This window comes from Acinetobacter sp. G18 (assembly GCF_052660225.1).
The window spans coordinates 46,527-63,625 of the sequence record NZ_CP109658.1 but is presented as its reverse complement, the minus strand read 5'-3'; the positions used below and the strand labels follow the sequence as shown (position 1 = coordinate 63,625).

At 40.7% G+C, this 17,099-nt stretch carries 21 protein-coding genes; 14 read left to right on the top strand and 7 right to left on the bottom strand.

The annotated features are described in order from the left end of the window. The first annotated feature begins 99 nt into the window (after positions 1–99). Entirely contained in the window at positions 100–303 is a 204-nt protein-coding gene (locus NE363_RS00285; protein WP_019458601.1) for a hypothetical protein, read from the top strand. A 327-nt stretch (positions 304–630) separates the two neighbouring features. Further along, positions 631–1,470, top strand: coding sequence for a formate/nitrite transporter family protein (locus tag NE363_RS00280; RefSeq protein ID WP_077163767.1), 840 nt, complete (start codon positions 631–633; stop codon positions 1,468–1,470). A gap of 14 nt (positions 1,471–1,484) precedes the next feature. Here NE363_RS00280 and NE363_RS00275 read toward each other — a convergent pair whose 3' ends face one another. From NE363_RS00275 to NE363_RS00265, 3 genes are all read right to left on the bottom strand, one after another. Next, positions 1,485–2,750, bottom strand: coding sequence for a replication-associated recombination protein A (locus NE363_RS00275; RefSeq protein WP_445535605.1), 1,266 nt, complete (start codon positions 2,748–2,750; stop codon positions 1,485–1,487). Between the two features lie 105 nt (positions 2,751–2,855). Continuing rightward, the gene (locus NE363_RS00270) at positions 2,856–4,025 is read right to left on the bottom strand and encodes a PQQ-dependent sugar dehydrogenase (protein ID WP_445536345.1); all 1,170 of its coding nucleotides are present in this window, start codon (positions 4,023–4,025) and stop codon (positions 2,856–2,858) included. Positions 4,026–4,135: 110 nt separating this feature from the next. Next, on the bottom strand, positions 4,136–4,594 hold the full coding sequence (locus NE363_RS00265; protein ID WP_049066757.1) for a YcgN family cysteine cluster protein: 459 nt from the start codon (positions 4,592–4,594) through the stop codon (positions 4,136–4,138). A 193-nt stretch (positions 4,595–4,787) separates the two neighbouring features. Here NE363_RS00265 and NE363_RS00260 point away from each other — a divergent pair, with 193 nt between their 5' ends. From NE363_RS00260 to ahr, 8 genes are all read left to right on the top strand, one after another. Further along, a complete protein-coding gene (locus NE363_RS00260) occupies positions 4,788–4,946 on the top strand; it encodes a DUF1328 domain-containing protein (protein ID WP_002053759.1) in 159 nt (52 codons plus the stop codon). Positions 4,947–5,116: 170 nt separating this feature from the next. After that, a complete protein-coding gene (locus NE363_RS00255) occupies positions 5,117–5,854 on the top strand; it encodes a dienelactone hydrolase family protein (protein ID WP_019458605.1) in 738 nt (245 codons plus the stop codon). A 182-nt stretch (positions 5,855–6,036) separates the two neighbouring features. Then, on the top strand, positions 6,037–6,399 hold the full coding sequence (locus NE363_RS00250) for an HIT family protein (protein ID WP_191010666.1): 363 nt from the start codon (positions 6,037–6,039) through the stop codon (positions 6,397–6,399). 141 nt (positions 6,400–6,540) lie between these two features. Further along, positions 6,541–7,575, top strand: a complete 1,035-nt coding sequence (gene mutY, locus NE363_RS00245) for an A/G-specific adenine glycosylase (RefSeq protein ID WP_445535604.1) — start codon at positions 6,541–6,543, stop codon at positions 7,573–7,575. Between the two features lie 47 nt (positions 7,576–7,622). Beyond that, positions 7,623–8,159: a M23 family metallopeptidase gene (locus tag NE363_RS00240; protein ID WP_019458607.1), complete on the top strand. Its 537-nt coding sequence runs from the start codon at positions 7,623–7,625 to the stop codon at positions 8,157–8,159. Between the two features lie 9 nt (positions 8,160–8,168). Continuing rightward, complete coding sequence (locus NE363_RS00235) at positions 8,169–8,414, top strand: hypothetical protein (RefSeq protein WP_001287364.1); 246 nt, start codon at positions 8,169–8,171, stop codon at positions 8,412–8,414. Positions 8,415–8,444: 30 nt separating this feature from the next. Further along, the gene (locus tag NE363_RS00230; protein WP_039253975.1) at positions 8,445–9,005 is read left to right on the top strand and encodes a DNA-3-methyladenine glycosylase I; all 561 of its coding nucleotides are present in this window, start codon (positions 8,445–8,447) and stop codon (positions 9,003–9,005) included. A gap of 38 nt (positions 9,006–9,043) precedes the next feature. Further along, the gene (gene ahr / locus NE363_RS00225; protein WP_191016190.1) at positions 9,044–10,072 is read left to right on the top strand and encodes an NADPH-dependent aldehyde reductase Ahr; all 1,029 of its coding nucleotides are present in this window, start codon (positions 9,044–9,046) and stop codon (positions 10,070–10,072) included. 2 nt (positions 10,073–10,074) lie between these two features. Here ahr and NE363_RS00220 read toward each other — a convergent pair whose 3' ends face one another. Next, positions 10,075–11,499, bottom strand: coding sequence for an aminotransferase-like domain-containing protein (locus tag NE363_RS00220; protein WP_445535603.1), 1,425 nt, complete (start codon positions 11,497–11,499; stop codon positions 10,075–10,077). A 90-nt stretch (positions 11,500–11,589) separates the two neighbouring features. Here NE363_RS00220 and NE363_RS00215 point away from each other — a divergent pair, with 90 nt between their 5' ends. Further along, positions 11,590–11,964, top strand: coding sequence for a hypothetical protein (locus tag NE363_RS00215; RefSeq protein ID WP_198071871.1), 375 nt, complete (start codon positions 11,590–11,592; stop codon positions 11,962–11,964). Here NE363_RS00215 and NE363_RS00210 read toward each other — a convergent pair. Continuing rightward, positions 11,948–12,850, bottom strand: a complete 903-nt coding sequence (locus NE363_RS00210; protein WP_308965922.1) for a LysR family transcriptional regulator — start codon at positions 12,848–12,850, stop codon at positions 11,948–11,950. The two genes, NE363_RS00215 and NE363_RS00210, sit on opposite strands and share 17 nt — an antisense overlap. Positions 12,851–12,970: 120 nt before the next feature. On the opposite strand from NE363_RS00210, the gene dkgB reads away from it, so the two are divergent. Both dkgB and NE363_RS00200 read left to right on the top strand, forming a co-directional pair. Next, positions 12,971–13,774 (top strand): 2,5-didehydrogluconate reductase DkgB, encoded by an 804-nt coding sequence (dkgB, locus tag NE363_RS00205; RefSeq protein ID WP_445535602.1) that lies wholly within the window; start codon positions 12,971–12,973, stop codon positions 13,772–13,774. Positions 13,775–13,778: 4 nt separating this feature from the next. After that, entirely contained in the window at positions 13,779–14,969 is a 1,191-nt protein-coding gene (locus NE363_RS00200) for an MFS transporter (RefSeq protein WP_445535601.1), read from the top strand. A gap of 40 nt (positions 14,970–15,009) precedes the next feature. On the opposite strand, the gene NE363_RS00195 is transcribed toward NE363_RS00200, so the two are convergent. After that, positions 15,010–15,663: an START domain-containing protein gene (locus NE363_RS00195; protein WP_004704705.1), complete on the bottom strand. Its 654-nt coding sequence runs from the start codon at positions 15,661–15,663 to the stop codon at positions 15,010–15,012. A 51-nt stretch (positions 15,664–15,714) separates the two neighbouring features. Then, positions 15,715–16,536 carry a 4-hydroxy-tetrahydrodipicolinate reductase gene (dapB, locus tag NE363_RS00190; protein ID WP_004704703.1) on the bottom strand — a complete coding sequence of 274 codons (822 nt, stop codon included), beginning with the start codon at positions 16,534–16,536 and terminating at the stop codon, positions 15,715–15,717. A gap of 184 nt (positions 16,537–16,720) precedes the next feature. On the opposite strand from dapB, the gene NE363_RS00185 reads away from it, so the two are divergent. Next, positions 16,721–17,077 (top strand): hypothetical protein, encoded by a 357-nt coding sequence (locus tag NE363_RS00185; RefSeq protein ID WP_100191929.1) that lies wholly within the window; start codon positions 16,721–16,723, stop codon positions 17,075–17,077. Positions 17,078–17,099 lie beyond the last annotated feature (22 nt).

The following is a 17,099-nucleotide window of genomic DNA, read 5'->3' as shown; positions in this document are numbered from 1 at the left end:
TAATTAAATTATTACTTGCACAATACAAAAGCAAAGCACTAAAATCTAAAAAAACATTAATTGCATCACAATAATTAAATTTAAAGTATGGTGAACCCTATGGAACTACTTAAGCCTGAAAAGAGATTAATGAATCACTCGATACATTTTGGTGAAAATCCATTAGTAATTTTATCTAATTTTAGCGACTCTGCTTTAAAACAAGGTTGGAGCGAAGCTGAAGTAGAAACCGTCATTTCTGAAGCTTCTCAAGGTGACTATATGAAACTCATACGGACTTTGAGAACATATACCTTACTTTAATTATTGTTACTGCTGTTATCTGATTTGCCGTAAATCTTTAGCGTCAACCCTATACTGATTTCTGACTTCTTCATCATAATTGCTCCCCTTTAACTCAGGCGGCAATTCGTCTTGTCATCCAAAGTTTTATCGACCTCTTCTTATATTTAGCTGTCCTATCTGGTTAATTGCTTTTATTCGCATAGTATTTTGCTTAGCGTCGTATCATTCAATTTATAAAAAGATACATAAAGCTGTTATGAATCAACTAGATTTATTCTGAATGCTGCCTTAACAATAAACAAAAATAATAAGTAGAAAATATTTATTCTATGAGGAGTAAGCATGATGGACCATGAAATAGAGGAAAAAAAGGTCGAGCAAACCTTAAGCTGGCGTGAAAAAATGGCAGTCGAAGAACATGAAAAACTGTCACCCCGTTTAGTCTATGAAATTATCCGCCGTGATGGTGCAGAAGAGCTGGATCGGCCAACGGCTGCACTGATCTTTTCGGGAATTGCGGCAGGTCTAGTCATCAGTTTTTCTTTTGTATTTAAGGCGATTATCGCTTCTTATCTTCCAGCTGATGCGGTCTGGACCGATTTAATCACCAATGTCGGTTATACCATTGGGTTCCTAATCGCTATTTTGGGCCATATGCAACTCTTTACCGAAAATACCATCACCACAGTTGTACCTCTATTCAAACCCTTTACTCTCGAAAAATTACAAGCTGTAGGCCGATTATGGGGGATTGTGATTTTATGCAACATCATTGGAACAGCTTTAGCGAGTTTATTTTTCTTAACTACTCACCTGTTTACACCCGATATTGACAAGGCACTAGACGAGCTAGCACATCATGTTGCGTCTTTTTCTGCGACCGAAAACTTGCTGAAAGGTATTATGTCAGGGCTGTTAATTGCTGCACTAGTCTGGATGCTGCCTTCAGTTAGCAATAAATTCCTACTCATCTTTTTCATGACATATTTGATAGGACTCGGTGACTTTACCCATGTAGTAGTAGGTTCTACCGAAATGTCTTATCTAGTTTGGCAAGGAGATGCCTCTATTAGTGAATATATTTTTAATTTCCTGATTCCAACGACTATTGGAAATATTATTGGTGGTACAGGCGTGTTTACCCTGCTGATTTATGGTCAGGTTACTGAGGAATTGGAACAATAGCAGGACTCAATAAACTATTGTTCCTGCTGCCATCTGCGTTGCTGTAAGCGTTCGCCTTCAACCTCACGCTTATTTCTCGCGGACTCGTAGAGTTTGGTTCCCTTCAACTCAGGTGGCAAATAGTCTTGCAACACAAAATGCTCTGGGTAATCATGAGGATAGAGATAATTGATGCCATAGCCTTGCTGTTTCATCAGCTTGGTTGGTGCATTTCTCAAGTGTAAAGGCACTGGTAAATTTGCCGTTTTATCGGCAAGTTCCAATGCTTTGTTAATTGCTAAATAAGTACTATTACTTTTTGCACTTGTTGCTAAATAAACCGCGGTTTGGCCCAAAATAATTCGACCTTCAGGCATACCCACTGCTTGAACAGAGCGGAAACATTCACCTGCAAGCAAAAGCGCATTTGGATTCGAGTTTCCAATGTCTTCTGAGGCTGCAATCAACATACGTCTTGCAATAAAAACTGGATCTTCTCCGCCTTTAAGCATACGAGCCATCCAGTACAGAGCTGCATCTGGATCACTACCACGAATCGATTTAATAAATGCAGAAACGAGGTCGTAATGCTGCTCACCCGATTTGTCATAACGTGCAATGTTTTGCTGGGCAACTTTTACCACCACAGCATTGGTAATGGTATTTTCAATTTCTGGCTCAAAAGTACTCGCAATTAAGTCTAGTAAATTAAGCGCTTTACGGGCATCGCCTGCTGCAAACTGCAAAAGAGCATCGTACTCTTCAATATGAATGTAACGTTCTTTTAAGAATTTATCTGCTTGGAGAGCATTGTTGAGTAGCGTCTGAATTGCTTCACTGTCTAAACTGTTTAAGGTATAGACCTGACAACGTGATAAAAGCGCACTATTGACTTCAAAAGACGGGTTTTCTGTGGTCGCACCTATTAAAGTAATTTTTCCTTTTTCTACAGCCCCTAGTAATGCATCTTGCTGTGATTTATTAAAGCGATGAATTTCATCAATAAAAACCACAGGTGTTAGTAAGTCACCACTTTCTGCAATCACTTCACGTAATTCTTTTACGCCCGTATTCAGAGCAGACAAACTCACAAATGGGCGATCTATTGCTTGCGCCAAAAGCAAAGCAATTGTTGTTTTACCAACGCCTGGCGGTCCCCAAAAAATAATAGAAGGTAAATGCCCCTGATCAATCATTTGACGCAGTGGTGCGTGTTCCCCTAACAAATGATCTTGCCCAATTATTTCAGACAAATCTCTCGGGCGCAGGCGTTCAGGAAGTGGAATATGGGTGTCTGACATCTCAAATAGCTTTATCGTCTTTTCACTATAGTCTATTGCGTCTCACAGAAATCTACAATTTGAATCTATGAGACACGTTCTTTATTTACAGGCTAACTCGTGGCATTAAGATGGTTTATTACTGAGTTTCAGCAAACGTGCATCCGGGCCATCTTCAATTACCCAAATTGAACCGTCTTGTACTTCATGTAAACCACGAATACGTTGCTTCATCTCTAATCTTTGTATTTCTTTTACAGGTTTATGCTCTAAATCTACAACCACAATGGCTTTAGAAGATAACCCACCAATTAAGGCTTTATTTTGCCATGCAGGAAATTGTTGGCCTCGATAAATAATTAGGCTCGACGGTGAAATGACAGGTGTCCAATCAATCTCAGGTGCTTTAAATTCAGGACGAGTATGGTGGTCTGGAATAGGCTCACCCGAGTAGTGGTCACCATTTGACACGATTGGGTAACCATAATTTTCACCTTTGGTAATAATATTAAGCTCATCACCACCTTTAGGCCCCATTTCAACTACCCAGAGTTGTCCTTTGCGGTCAAAAGCCATACCTAAGGGGTTACGGTGTCCAAGCGACCATATTTCCGCAGTAACCCCACCTTTTTTATAAAAAGGATTACCTACGGCTGCTGAACCATCCTCATTTAAACGCAAGACTTTGCCCAAATTACTCTTCATGTCTTGGGCAGGATCAAACTTTTGGCGCTCACCTGAACTGACCCAAAGCTTACCATCTGCATCAAAGAGCATACGATGTCCATAATGGCCTTGTCCTGAGACTTTAGGCACCTGCTGCCAAATCTGTTTCACCTCTATAAGTTTTGGCTGATTAGGGTTAGATAAGTCTAATTTCGCACGTGAAATCACTGCACCAGATCCACCTTGCCCTTTAGCTGCATAACTGAGATATATCCAATGATTTTTGGCAAAGTCAGGATGTAAAACAACATCGCCTAAACCACCCTGTCCGCCATAGTTCACCCCTGGAACACCTTGAACATCTAACATTTGTTTATTTTGGGGGTTAAAAAGTTTTAACTTACCTTGTCGCTCAGTGACTAATAAACGATGGTCTGGCAAACTGGTAATCGCCCAAGGTTCATTAAAATGTGCGACTGTCTCGACCTGATAAATTTGTTTGGCAGCACTAGTTTGCTCTGTTTTTGCAGTTGTATTTTGTTCAGGATTTTTTGAGTTGGTATTGTTAGAACCACAAGCCATTAATAAGAAAAAGCTACTACATAATAAGGCGGCTGCTAGTCGTTTCATCATTTTTATCTCCTTCGCTTTTATTTTTATATAACGGAGATCATTAAAAAATTTACGATAAAAGTGTTACTTTATTATACGCTGTAATTTAAATGCCCATCGGGAGCGTATTAACGCACCCAACGTACTACATAATCTTCAAGATCATCTTCATGTACATCAGTTTCAGGAATACAACGCCCTGCAACAGATTTTTTTGCCTTAACTACGCTTTGTCTCGTACCCGTATTTAAATAATGCCAAGAAGGTAAATTTTTACCCTCATTCAAACGTTTATACGCACAACTTGAAGGTAACCAGTGAATTGTTTTTAAGCTTTCTGGCGTCAACTGTAAACAGTCAGGCACTTGCTGCTGACGATTTGAATAGTCTGAGCAACGCCCTGTACCACAATCAAGCAATTTACACGCTACCTTGGTGTAAGCAACCTCATGAGTATCTTCATCTTCTAGCTTGACCAAGCAGCATAAACCACACCCATCGCACAAAGCTTCCCACTCAGCCTGAGTAAGCTGCTCTAGCGTGTAATTTTTCCAAAATAATGGACGAAGTGAGGTATCAGTAGACATAAGTTTTAACGGCTGTATACATAAAGCAAAGTCAGATTATAGCATTGAAGGCACTGTGCCTAAGAAAAGAAACTGTATTTTTAGCATCACAAAATGATTGTTTAATATACATTTCAACCACATAAACGACACATTCCGTGCAAAAAAGCCACTATATAGTAAAAACACAATGAAAAATAAGGAGGACAACATTATGTTCCGTTGGGCAATAATTTTTGCAGTGATTGCACTCATTGCCAGTCTATTAGGGTTTGGTGGTGTTGCAGGGTTATCTAAAGACTTTGCCGTGATTTTATTGGTTGTGGCTGTAATTCTCGCAGTTATTGGTTTTATTTCGCGAGGCCGAACCTAATTCAATCATGACTACATAAAAAGAAGGAACTTGTTTCCTTCTTTTTTATTGCCTAAATGTTTCTATCTTTTTCTTTTGACGTAGATTTTTACATAGTTATTAATATGAATTTTATTTTTTATGCTTTAATCAAGCGTGTTTAAACCAAGTTTAATTTCAGGATTAATGTCATGAGTACAGCAATTAAAACCCGTGAAATTCAATATACTGCACCAGACGGCAGCCATTTAATTGGTTATTTTGCAGCTCCAGAAAGTGAAACACCTGTACCAGGTATTATTATTGGTCCTGAATGGTGGGGCCGTAATGAATATACTGAACAACGTGCACGTGAACTTGCTGAACACGGTTATGCGGCTCTTGCGATTGACATGTATGGCGATAAAAAAGTCACATCAACCGCAGCTCAAGCATATGAATGGATGATGCAGACATTTGAAGAGTTAGACACGGTAACTGATCGTGCCAATGCAGCACTTCAAACACTTGCTGCACAACCAGAAGTAAATAGTGAAAAACTGGCTGCAATTGGCTTTTGCTATGGTGGTAAAGTTGTATTAGACCTTGCGCGCTCAGGTGCACCACTTAAAGCAGTTGTGACATTCCATGCTACATTAGCACCGAAAGCACCTGCTCAAAAAGGCAACATTCAAGGTGAGGTTTTAGTTCTACATGGTGAACAAGACAGCATGGTCACCTTAGAAGATGTTGCTAATTTTGAAAAAGAGATGCAAGCTGCTGAAGTTAAACATGAGGTAGTGGTTTTAAAAGGTGCTAAACATGGCTTTAGTAACCCGCTTGCAGATGAAAAAGCGAAAGCGAATGGTGTAGACCTTGGCTACAACAGCGAAGCGGAGAAACAAGGCCTTGCTAAAATGTACGCTTTGTTAGAACGTACTTTAAAATAAAAGAAGCAAATTTGGAGCAAATGTTTTTTGCATTTGCTCCCTTAAATGTTTATGACTTTGCAATATTTTTACTGTATTTTTTAAACCATACTTCAATAACTATACTCCCGTTGAGCTAGAGCAAAGCCTAGTCTTATTTCCCGCACTCGGGGTTTAATGGAATAACATGAGAGGATACAACAATGGCTGACAAGAAATGTCCGTATTGCGAATTTGATGAATATGACATCATTGATAAGAATGAATTTGCTGTAATTTTACCTGACCCAAATCCGTTGTCTAAAGGCCACTGTGTCGTAACTCCACTGCGCCATGTAAGCTCGTTCTTTGATATTACCTCTAAAGAACATCAAGGCTTACTTACACTTCTTGAAATTGCCCGCCACGAAACCCAGCTTCGTCATCAGCCTGCTGGTTTTCATATCGGCTTTAATGATGGTGAAGTGTTTGGCCAAAGCTCTGACCATTTCCACATTCATGTCATTCCATACTACAAAAACCAACCGTTGAAACTTGATCAACGTTGGGGCGTAAAAGAGGATTAATCCTCTTTATGCTTGAAGCAGAGACCACTTATTTTCAAGTGATCTCTGTTTTAACAGGCTCGTTCTGGTTGCTTGCTTTAAACAAAACTTCTCTCCAATTTCAGCTATAATTTAGCCCTTACTTTTCTTCTATAGCTGTTCATGCCTGAATTTTCTTTTTCTGATGCCCTCTTAAACTGGTTCGATCAACATGGTCGTCACGATTTGCCTTGGCAAGTTGCAGATGATCCATACAAGGTTTGGGTTTCTGAAATTATGCTACAGCAGACTCAGGTGAAAACGGTTCTGCAATATTTTGACCGCTTCATGGAGCGCTTTCCAACGGTAGAAGCTTTAGGTCATGCAACTTGGGATGATGTCGCTCCTTATTGGGCTGGCCTTGGCTATTACGCTCGTGCTCGCAATTTGCATAAAGCCGCTGGCCTTGTAGCACAACAAGGTAAATTTCCTGAAACCCTAGAAGAATGGATTGCTCTACCCGGCATTGGACGCTCTACAGCAGGCGCACTTATGTCTTTAGGTTTGCGTCAGTACGGTGTGATTATGGATGGCAATGTGAAACGTGTTTTAGCGCGTTTCTTTGCCATTGAAGATGACTTAAGTAAGCCACAGCATGAACGTGAAATGTGGAAACTCGCTGAAGAGCTTTGCCCTACGCATCGTAACCATGACTATACTCAAGCCATAATGGACTTAGGTGCAACTATCTGTACGCCTAAAAAACCGCTGTGTTTATATTGTCCAATGCAAGCTCATTGTCAGGCCTACCAACAAGGTTTAGAACAAGAACTACCTTTTAAAAAACCTAAAAAAACTCCGCCTGTTAAAACGGCAGACGTTCTTATTATTCAGTGTGAAGATGAATGGTTCTGGCAACAACGCCAAGCCCATGGTCTATGGGGTGGTTTATTCTGTTTACCTATTTTAGAAAATGAACATGAACGACTGAGCATAAGCCAGCAATTTAAATTACAGCCTCAAGCACAAACTTTTCAGATTAGTCATAGCTTCACTCATTTCACATGGCTACTTAATGCTCATGTGTTCCACGTGGAACCTGATCAAAAAGAACATCTGGCGATTGAACTTAAAGGCCAATGGTTGACTCCAGAACAAGCAATTTCCAAAGGTGTACCAACTGCAATGAAAAAATTGATCTCGACTAGCCGTTCATGACATAGTGGTCAAAATAATTTTGATATAACTATGACAGGGAGTATTTCGTGCGACGTTTTGTTTCTCATCTCTCACTTGGTTTTCTCATTATTCTATTGGCAGCTTGTGCCAGTGCACCTAAAAGACCTACACCACTTTCCCCCACTCAAGTCAGTAAGCTCAAAAGTATGCAGCTTCCAAATCGACTACCTGTACCTGTAAAAGGTGTCGATCGAGATGAACTAAAAGACACTTGGGGAGCTGCTCGTAGTCAAGGCCGTAGCCATGAAGGAATTGATATTTTGGCTCCACGTGGAACCAAAGTGTATAGCACAACCGAAGGACTCGTTGCTGATCTTCGTAATAATAACCTCGGCGGCAAAGTCATCTGGATTTTAGGTCCAGCAGGAACATGGCATTATTATGCTCATCTTGACGGTCATAAACGTGGCCTAAATGTAGGTGACTATGTCAAAAAGGGCGATTTAATTGGATATGTCGGCAACACGGGCAATGCACGTTATACTTCACCTCATCTCCACTATGGTCTTTATCTAGATGGTAAAGGACGTGGTGCCGTTAACCCTTATTCATATTTACGCTAGGAACATTTTATGTCGGAAGCGCTGATCAATCGCTTAGTAGAGTTTGCCGAGTCGGGCAACCAGCAAAAGATCATTTTAAATGGCAATAGCTATCAAGGCTGGATCATGGAAATCAGCGATGATGCCCTGCTAATCAGTACTGGTTTTTCAGATAAAGTAGGCAAAGACTTTTGGCTAAAGTTTGAAGACTTAACTCAAGCTGAACTGTATTATTGGGATACTCGCCCAAATGAATGGGTGCTGTTTAAACTTTAAAATTCTAAGATAAATATAAGGAGCATTATCATGAAAACTCAACGTTGCGGATGGTGTTCCGACGATCCACTCTATATTGCTTACCATGATGAAGAATGGGGTAAGCCAGAACACGACGAAGCACGGTTATTTGAAATGCTTTGCCTCGAAGGTCAGCAAGCTGGCTTATCATGGATTACCGTACTAAAAAAAAGAGAAAGCTACCGTCAACACTTTTTTAATCATCCAATTGAAGATATTGCTTCATTTACTGATGACTTTTTAGAATTAAAATTATCCGATGCAGGCTTAATTCGTCACTTGGGTAAACTCAAAGCCATTCGTGATAATGCGATTGCTTGGCAAGCGCTCAAAGCACAAGTTGGTGATGTACCGACATGGCTTTGGCAGTTTGTAGATGCAGCTCCACAAAACAATGATGTTGCAGACTACCGTCAGGCTCCTGCACAGACTGAACTCAGTGTAAAACTTTCCAAAACTCTTAAAAAGAATGGTTTCAAATTTGTCGGTCCAACCACTTGCTATGCGTTTATGCAGGCTGTAGGTATGGTCGATGATCATGAAAACGATTGTCAATTTAAAGCTTCATAACCCACCAGAACGGTTCAAATCCGCTTAAGGAGTTTCCGATGAGCAACAATACGATTCAGGCCTATGCTGCAATGCAAGCAGGTGAAAAACTGGTTCCTTACCAATTTGACGCAGGTGAATTACAACCGCATCAGGTTGAAGTAAAAGTTGAATACTGTGGTTTATGTCATTCTGATATTTCAGTTCTGAATAATGAATGGCGCTCGACTGTCTACCCTGTGGTTGCAGGTCATGAAATTATTGGAAGAATTGTAGCTTTAGGTTCAGAAGCCAAAGGTCTACAAATCGGGCAACGTGTTGGTATCGGCTGGACAGCTGAAAGTTGCCAAGCTTGTGACGAATGTATTGGCGGTCAGCAAGTACTTTGTACAGGCGGAAGTGTTGCAACAATCGTCGGGCATGCTGGTGGTTTTGCCGATAAAGTTCGTGCAGGTTGGCAGTGGGCAATTCCCCTTCCTGAAGATTTAGACCCAGAAAGTGCAGGTCCCCTACTTTGTGGCGGAATTACCGTTTTTGATCCACTCCTCAAACACAAGATTCAGGCAACCCATCATGTGGGTGTGATTGGCATTGGCGGTTTAGGTCATATGGCGATTAAGCTCCTTAAAGGTTGGGGTTGTGAAATCACGGCATTTAGTTCTAACCCTGACAAAACAGAAGAGCTTAAAGCTATGGGAGCCGACCATGTCGTCAATAGCCGCGATACCAACGCAGTAAAAGCTCAAAAAGGTAAATTCGATTTATTGCTGAGTACCGTGAATGTGACTCTAAATTGGTCAGCTTTTATTGCAACACTGGCACCAAACGGAACCTTACATTTCTTAGGTCTTACGCTTGAGCCTGTTCCTGTTTCTGTTGGCTCTCTTATTGGTGGTGCTAAGTCAGTGACTGGTTCACCTACAGGCTCACCTGCTGCATTACGTCAGCTTTTAAAGTTTGCTGCACGCAAAAAAATTGCGCCTCAAATTGAGCTGTTTCCAATGTCACAGCTCAATGAAGCAATTGAACGTCTACACTCAGGTCAAGCACGTTACCGAATTGTACTTAAAGCAGACTTTGCAGAATAAACCTAACTTACGGTTTTCATCTGTTGTCGTGACCAGTTCGCCAAGTGTTTAATCGCTTGGCGGACATCTGCTGTTAACTCATGACCTGCATTTAAACGAATAAAATGCCGATAACGTTCATCTTCACCGAAAACATGCCCGGGAACTACGGTAATTCCGTAAGATTTTGCAGTGTAATAGAGCGCCAAACTATCTACAGTTTTAGGTAACTGTATCCATAAGGCATAACCTCCTTCTGGTTGGCTCAATGCAATTGGAATACCTTCAAAAGCATTTAAAATACAGCTACGATATTCCTCGACTTGCCGCATCAAATTCGGTCTTAACTGCTCTAAGTGCTCTCGATAACCACGACTATAAATAAAATCAGCTAGGCCTAATTGTAGCGGTGTATTAACCCCAATATTACTGGCTACAAGCTCAAGCCTTAAATGCTGTAGCTTCGCGCTTAAACAGAACCACCCTACGCGATATGCACTCGATAATGACTTAGAAACCGATCCACACCAAATTACATAGCCTTCACGGTCCCAATAGCGTATAGGCAATGGTCGCTCACCACTGTAGCCACACTCTCCATAAATATCATCTTCAATAATAAAGCACTGATACTTTGCTGCTAATTCGGCAATCTTTTGTTTTTCTGCATTACTTAAACAGTATCCCAATGGGTTCTGATAGTTGGCTGTCATTAAGCAAACCTTAGCCAAACCTTGCTTCATAAATGATTCTAAGCGCTCAAGATCGATACCACGATGATGCGCTGGAATCTCAATAATCTGTCGTTTTAAACTGGCTATAAGCTGTAATTGTCCATTAAAAGTAGGTGTCGGGATTAAAATACTATCGCCTACTTCTGTTAGATGTTGAATCACCAAAGATAAAGCAGGCATGCAGCCATTGGTAATAAAAATATCTTCTGCAGCGATAAAAATACCATCTTCACGCCAATGATCGGATAGCGCCTTTCTTAACTGCTCATGACCCTGTTTATTACAATAAAGAAAATCTTGGGGCTGACAATTTTTTAAAGCGCGTTGAATAGAACGGCGTAAACCCTCAACAGGAATAAAATGAGGCGTCAACTGAATAGAGCCTAATGGTACAAGATGACTTTGTAAGGCAGCTTCCTGAATTTGGTTATGCAACTCCAGATTGGAGACTTGTCGCGGCAAAGATAAGAAATCTGGACTATCTGGAATAGGACTAGATTGGGTACGAGCAACCACAAAATAACCTGACTTTGGCTTTACATAAATGAGTCCCCTCGCCTCAAGCAATTCATAGCAACTTTTTGCGGTACTTAAGCTAATGCTGTGCTGACGGGCAAAATCTCGTAACGAAATAAGCTTCTGATGCGGTTTCAGCTCATCTTGATAAATACGATGTGCTAATTGATTGGCAAGAACCTGATATTGAAAAGTCATTCTGTGCTGCTTTTTTAAAAATTTCTGTATCTGTACTGCTTTATAGAACACCTTTAGGCTATAGAAATCAACTCAAAGAGTAGTAAGATAATGAAATTAAAAGCTATATTATTGTTTACCATTGTTTTGACAGGTTGCCAGTCACAACCCAAAACTGAACAGCACAGACATACGGTTTGCCAGAGTTTAATTGAAGGTTATTTAAAAATGACCAACCAACAAGACTACAAACTAGAGCAGCGCACTGATGATAAAGCCAATACAATTTCTCATTATCAATACAAACGTAATAACTCAAACGAAGTTGTCATGGTAAATTCGGTTTATTCAAACTTATATTTTAGTTGTCGAGAACAGCAACAAAGCTATTTCTTATCTCAACATTCATCACAAGGACAAACGACTCCTATTTTAGAAGTTCATTTTCCAAGTGATGCTTATGGTAGGTTTAGAGACAGGTTTTAAAACCATTTTTTAATTGATCTGCCAAAAACTCAATGAATAAACGGATTCGTTTTGGTAGATGCTCTTGTTGATAATAGACAGCATGGATGCTTTGATATTGATGTTCTATTTGATCTTCAAATAACGCGGTCAATCGTCCTTCTTGAATATCTTTCCAAATTTCAAATTCAGATAGCCGTGCAATACCATGTCCTCTAACTGTAAGCTGACGCACAGTCTCACCACTTGAAGCTTTAATGTGTGCTTGTGCGAAAAAATATTCATCTCCGACTTTAATCGGCCAGTTATTAATATAATCAGGTCTGGTAAAACCAATCAAATCATGATGCTCAAGTTGTTCAGGTTGAGTCGGCGTACCTTTGATCGCCAAATATTCTGGACTTGCCACAATATATAAACGGCTCTTGCACACTAACTTGGCATGAAGACTCGAATCATTGAGTTCCCCAAATCGAAATGCCACATCGGTCTTATGTTGTAATAGATCAATCACCTGATCATTACTATTTATTTCGATTTCAATGTCGGGATAGCACTTACGAAACTTATGCATTAATGGTGCAATCACGTGCAAAACAAACGGCGTTGCAGAATCAATACGAATCAGTCCCGCGGTACCCTGATCAGACTTTTGCAAATCTTCTTCAGCAGCATTTAGCTCATTTAAAATTTTACGAGCCTTGATAAGAAACTGCTGCCCTTCTTGTGTGAGTTTTAACTTACGTGTTGTTCGCTCTAATAAAGTCACGCCTAACTTTGCTTCTAAACGTGTAAGAGAACGACTCATTCCTGAAGGCGTTTGTTTTAAGTGTTCTGCTGCGGCTACAAAGGAACCTGTATCAACAATTGTGATAAAGGCAACCAGTTCTTCAATTGTTGATTTCATGACTTATTCTATTATTGACTAATCATCAAAGATATTTTGCTTATTCATCTATTTTTTCGCAACAATAATCCAAGCAAAATGCACCTCAAGTTAAACAATTATTTAAATTTAGGTGAACGCATGAATATCCCACGTTTTGGTCTAGGAACTTACCGCCTTAAAGAACAAGCGGTGATTGATTCTGTTAAAACAGCTTTAGAAGTAGGTTATCGTGTAATTGATACAGCTCAAATCTATGAAAATGAAGCTGCGATTGGACAAACCATTGCTGAAAGTGGTGTAGCGCGTCAGGACTTATTTCTAACCACAAAAATCTGGGTAGATAATTTTGCGCAAGATAAGTTTATTCCGAGCTTAAAAGAGAGCTTAGAAAAACTTCGTACTGACCATGTCGATCTTACTTTGATTCACTGGCCAGCACCAGATTTAGGGGTTTCTATTCCTGAAATTATGCAGCTTTTACTTGAAGCGAAACAACAAGGTCTTACCAAACAAATTGGTATTTCAAACTTCAATATTGAGCTTACCCAACAAGCCATTGACACAATCGGTGTAGAGCATATTGTGACAAATCAGATTGAGCTAAGTCCTTATCTTCAAAACCATAAACTTGTAAATTTCTTACATGACAAGAACATAGATGTCACTTCCTATATGACACTGGCATATGGCAAAGTGCTTCAAGACCCCGTTCTAGCTGAAATTGCAGCAGCGCATAAAGCAACAACAGCACAAATTGCATTGGCATGGGCATTGCAACGAGGTTTTGCAGTCATTCCATCTTCGACTAAACGTGAAAACCTGATGAGCAACTTAAAAGCGCAGGATATCGAGTTGACTTCAGCTGAAATGCAAATGATTGCTGAACTCGACCGTAACAGTCGTGAAGTTAGCCCAGAGCCATGGGCACCTGTTTGGGACTAAACTCATGAACACTCAATCAAATACGGCGTTCTCGTTACTGGCATTGGCAATTGGTGCCTTTGCCATTGGCACGACGGAATTTTCTCCAATGGGATTATTGCCGAATATCGCTCATGATTTAGGTATTTCCATTCCAACAGCCGGAATGCTAATTACGGGCTATGCACTTGGCGTAATGCTAGGTGCCCCATTCATGACTCTGTGGTTTGGTGGTTTTGCTAGACGTAATGCACTGATTTTTCTGATGGCGATCTTTACGGTCGGGAACCTGCTTGCAGCATTTGCTCCAAGCTATATGAGTTTATTAGGTGCACGTCTCATCACAAGCCTTAACCATGGTGCCTTCTTCGGGATTGGCTCTGTTGTAGCAGCGAGTATTGTACCCGCGCACAAACAAGCCAGTGCTGTGGCAACCATGTTTATGGGTTTAACCATTGCCAATATTGGTGGTGTACCTTTGGCAACATGGGTTGGGCAAAATATTGGCTGGCGTATGTCGTTCCTTGCGATTTCATTGCTTGGTGTGATTACCATGCTCGCTTTATGGAAGGCACTGCCACAAGGTATGGTTGCCCAAAAACCAAATGTGAAAGCTGAGTTAAAAGTATTAACACGTGGCCCTGTGGTACTTGCATTACTTACCACCGTACTCGGTGCGGGTGCAATGTTTACGCTATATACCTATATTGCGCCAAGTTTGACTGAGTTTACCCATGCTTCACCAATCTTCATTACGTTCATGTTGGTATTAATTGGTGTTGGTTTCTCAATTGGTAACCATTTAGGTGGTCGTTTTGCAGACTTGTCCATCAACAAAACTCTAATCGGTTTTTTCATTTTGTTGATTGTCATGATGGTGTCTTTCCCAGTGCTTGCACAAAGTCAGGCTGGAGCAGCCATTGCCTTAGTAATCTGGGGTGCAGCAACCTTTGCTTTAGTGCCGCCATTACAAATGCGTGTAATGTCAGTTGCTCATGAAGCACCAGGACTTGCCTCTTCTGTAAATATCGGTGCGTTTAATCTAGGTAACGCAGTCGGTGCGGCAGCAGGTGCGGTAGTACTCGATTTAGGTTTGGGTTATAACGCAGTATCATTTGCTGGTGCATTACTGGCTGGGTTAGGGTTGTTGTTAGTTTTATTTCAAATCAAACGCGAAAGCAGCTCTGCACAAAGTTTGCAGCAATGTTCCGACTAATAAAAAAGCGCCTGATTTCAGGCGCTTTTTTTATCGCTTATTATTTTAAAATATCGGGCAATTTAGGTTGCTCATAAATCGGGTTCATTACTTCCCGCTTCATTTTAAGCAGCATCTGATATGGTTGCTGCTGAACAAACATATTTACAAAGCTTAAAGGAATTGAACCTGCTGGGTCAGCATAACCACTCGTGGTTACTTTAACTTTGTTATTCGCTAGTTTCTGGAATGTCCATTCACCTTCATAACGAGTTAAACGAACCACATCGGGCTGAATCGGATAATTACTATTAATCGCTGTGTTCTTAATCGTAATAGTGCCATTAGCGGCTTTACTCATTTTCCCTTTCACCACAACATCGCGGTCTTTTAGCGGAAAAGGAAAATCCAACACCATATATAACGTAAATTCGCCCTTCTTCTCATCCTGAGACAGCATTTCAACTTTACCCATATAAGGCACCCACTGCGCTGCGCGATTTACATCTAAAATCACCGCCACCGCACGCTCAATGGGTACATCAAATGTTGTTTCAGCTTTGTATTGAAAGACGGGGTTATCAGCCTTTTGATAGGTCCACACTTTAATATGATTACGGTCAAGGCTGAGTTTCGCCTTGTCTGTAGAGGCAGCCCCTGCATAGAGGCTGCTTAAGCAAAGAAGAGTGGTCAAAGCAATTTGTTTTTTATTCATGTTCTGCTCTATCTTGTTTTTCTCGCCACATGTAGGACGTGTACAGATGGCTTACACCTGTACGTCGTTCAACCCTAAAACATCTTTCATGTCATATTTACGCGCTTCACGACCTACAACCCATGCAGCAGCTCGTACTGCACCAGCAGCAAAGTTCATACGGTTCGTGGCTTTGTGAGTGACTTCAACACGCTCACCTTCACCAATAAACATAACAGTGTGTTCACCTACAATATCACCACCACGGATAGTTTCAAAACCAATAGTTTGGCGGTCACGTGGCCCGGTATGCCCTTCACGACCATAAACAGCAACTTCTTTTAAGTTACGGCCTAAAGTATCAGCAATCGCTTCACCCATCATTAACGCTGTACCAGATGGTGCATCTACTTTATGACGGTGGTGAGCCTCAATCACTTCAATATCTACTGTATCGCCAAATACTTTAGCTGCAAGCTCAAGTAACTTGATTGATACATTTACGCCAACTGAGTAGTTTGCCGCATATACTACAGGTGTATGTGTTGCCGTTTCATCAAGCTCAGCTTTTTGTTCATCGGACATACCTGTTGTTCCAATCACCATGGCTACCCCAGCTTCACGGCATAGCTTTAAATGCTGAGCAGTTGCAACTGGTGCAGTAAAATCAATGATGACATCACAGTCTTTAAGAACTTCTGTCAAACTTCCTGAAACCTTTACCCCCACTGAGCCAATTCCTGCAAGTTCACCAGCATCAGTGCCGACCAAACTACTCTCTGGACGTTCTACTGCTGCAGCCAATTGATAACCTGCTTGTTGAACTGCCTGAATAAGTGTGCGACCCATACGGCCACCTGCGCCCAAAATACCAATGCGTGGAGCTGCTGACATAATCCTTCCCAATCTTGTGTTTTACGTAATTGGCTTACTATATCAAAACTCTTTGCTCACAATAAAAAGTAAAAAATATTTTTTAAGATGAACCGAAATTTAATCAGTTTTCACAAAAGTTAAAGAATTGATCTGCACACTACCGAGCCACGAATGAAAAAAAGATGACTATAAGGAGTTCAGCATGCATTCGAAAATTATGGGCTTAATAGCCGTTATGGGGATGATGAGTTCAATGGCATTTGCAGAGCCTGCAATCCAACCAGGGGACACACTAGAAAGCTTATCTAAAGCACGCATTATCACGAATGTAAATGCGAAAGCGGCGATATCTACAGCTCAAACAAGCATAGCAAGCAATACTACTGCTGAAGTTAAAGTTGAAGATATTGACCCAATCATTGAAGAAAAAACTGCCGATGTAGAAACAGTAAAAGTAGCTGTAAAACCAGTAACTCAAGCTGCTGTAGTAGCTCCAGTTGCATCAAACGAACTTATTGTAAGTGTTGACGACATCGATGTTGCTCACCCTACAGAGTAAGCAGACGTAATTTTCTTTTAAG

Bases quoted from the DNA above. Each gene is read 5' to 3' on its own strand.
- NE363_RS00285 (WP_019458601.1), top strand. From the start codon at position 100: ATGGAACTACTTAAGCCTGAAAAGAGATTAATGAATCACTCGATACAT.
- NE363_RS00280 (WP_077163767.1), top strand. From the start codon at position 631: ATGGACCATGAAATAGAGGAAAAAAAGGTCGAGCAAACCTTAAGCTGG.
- NE363_RS00275 (WP_445535605.1), bottom strand. From the start codon at position 2,750: ATGTCAGACACCCATATTCCACTTCCTGAACGCCTGCGCCCGAGAGAT.
- NE363_RS00270 (WP_445536345.1), bottom strand. From the start codon at position 4,025: ATGAAACGACTAGCAGCCGCCTTATTATGTAGTAGCTTTTTCTTATTA.
- NE363_RS00265 (WP_049066757.1), bottom strand. From the start codon at position 4,594: ATGTCTACTGATACCTCACTTCGTCCATTATTTTGGAAAAATTACACG.
- NE363_RS00260 (WP_002053759.1), top strand. From the start codon at position 4,788: ATGTTCCGTTGGGCAATAATTTTTGCAGTGATTGCACTCATTGCCAGT.
- NE363_RS00255 (WP_019458605.1), top strand. From the start codon at position 5,117: ATGAGTACAGCAATTAAAACCCGTGAAATTCAATATACTGCACCAGAC.
- NE363_RS00250 (WP_191010666.1), top strand. From the start codon at position 6,037: ATGGCTGACAAGAAATGTCCGTATTGCGAATTTGATGAATATGACATC.
- mutY (WP_445535604.1), top strand. From the start codon at position 6,541: ATGCCTGAATTTTCTTTTTCTGATGCCCTCTTAAACTGGTTCGATCAA.
- NE363_RS00235 (WP_001287364.1), top strand. From the start codon at position 8,169: ATGTCGGAAGCGCTGATCAATCGCTTAGTAGAGTTTGCCGAGTCGGGC.
- NE363_RS00230 (WP_039253975.1), top strand. From the start codon at position 8,445: ATGAAAACTCAACGTTGCGGATGGTGTTCCGACGATCCACTCTATATT.
- ahr (WP_191016190.1), top strand. From the start codon at position 9,044: ATGAGCAACAATACGATTCAGGCCTATGCTGCAATGCAAGCAGGTGAA.
- NE363_RS00220 (WP_445535603.1), bottom strand. From the start codon at position 11,499: ATGACTTTTCAATATCAGGTTCTTGCCAATCAATTAGCACATCGTATT.
- NE363_RS00215 (WP_198071871.1), top strand. From the start codon at position 11,590: ATGAAATTAAAAGCTATATTATTGTTTACCATTGTTTTGACAGGTTGC.
- NE363_RS00210 (WP_308965922.1), bottom strand. From the start codon at position 12,850: ATGAAATCAACAATTGAAGAACTGGTTGCCTTTATCACAATTGTTGAT.
- dkgB (WP_445535602.1), top strand. From the start codon at position 12,971: ATGAATATCCCACGTTTTGGTCTAGGAACTTACCGCCTTAAAGAACAA.
- NE363_RS00200 (WP_445535601.1), top strand. From the start codon at position 13,779: ATGAACACTCAATCAAATACGGCGTTCTCGTTACTGGCATTGGCAATT.
- NE363_RS00195 (WP_004704705.1), bottom strand. From the start codon at position 15,663: ATGAATAAAAAACAAATTGCTTTGACCACTCTTCTTTGCTTAAGCAGC.
- dapB (WP_004704703.1), bottom strand. From the start codon at position 16,536: ATGTCAGCAGCTCCACGCATTGGTATTTTGGGCGCAGGTGGCCGTATG.
- NE363_RS00185 (WP_100191929.1), top strand. From the start codon at position 16,721: ATGCATTCGAAAATTATGGGCTTAATAGCCGTTATGGGGATGATGAGT.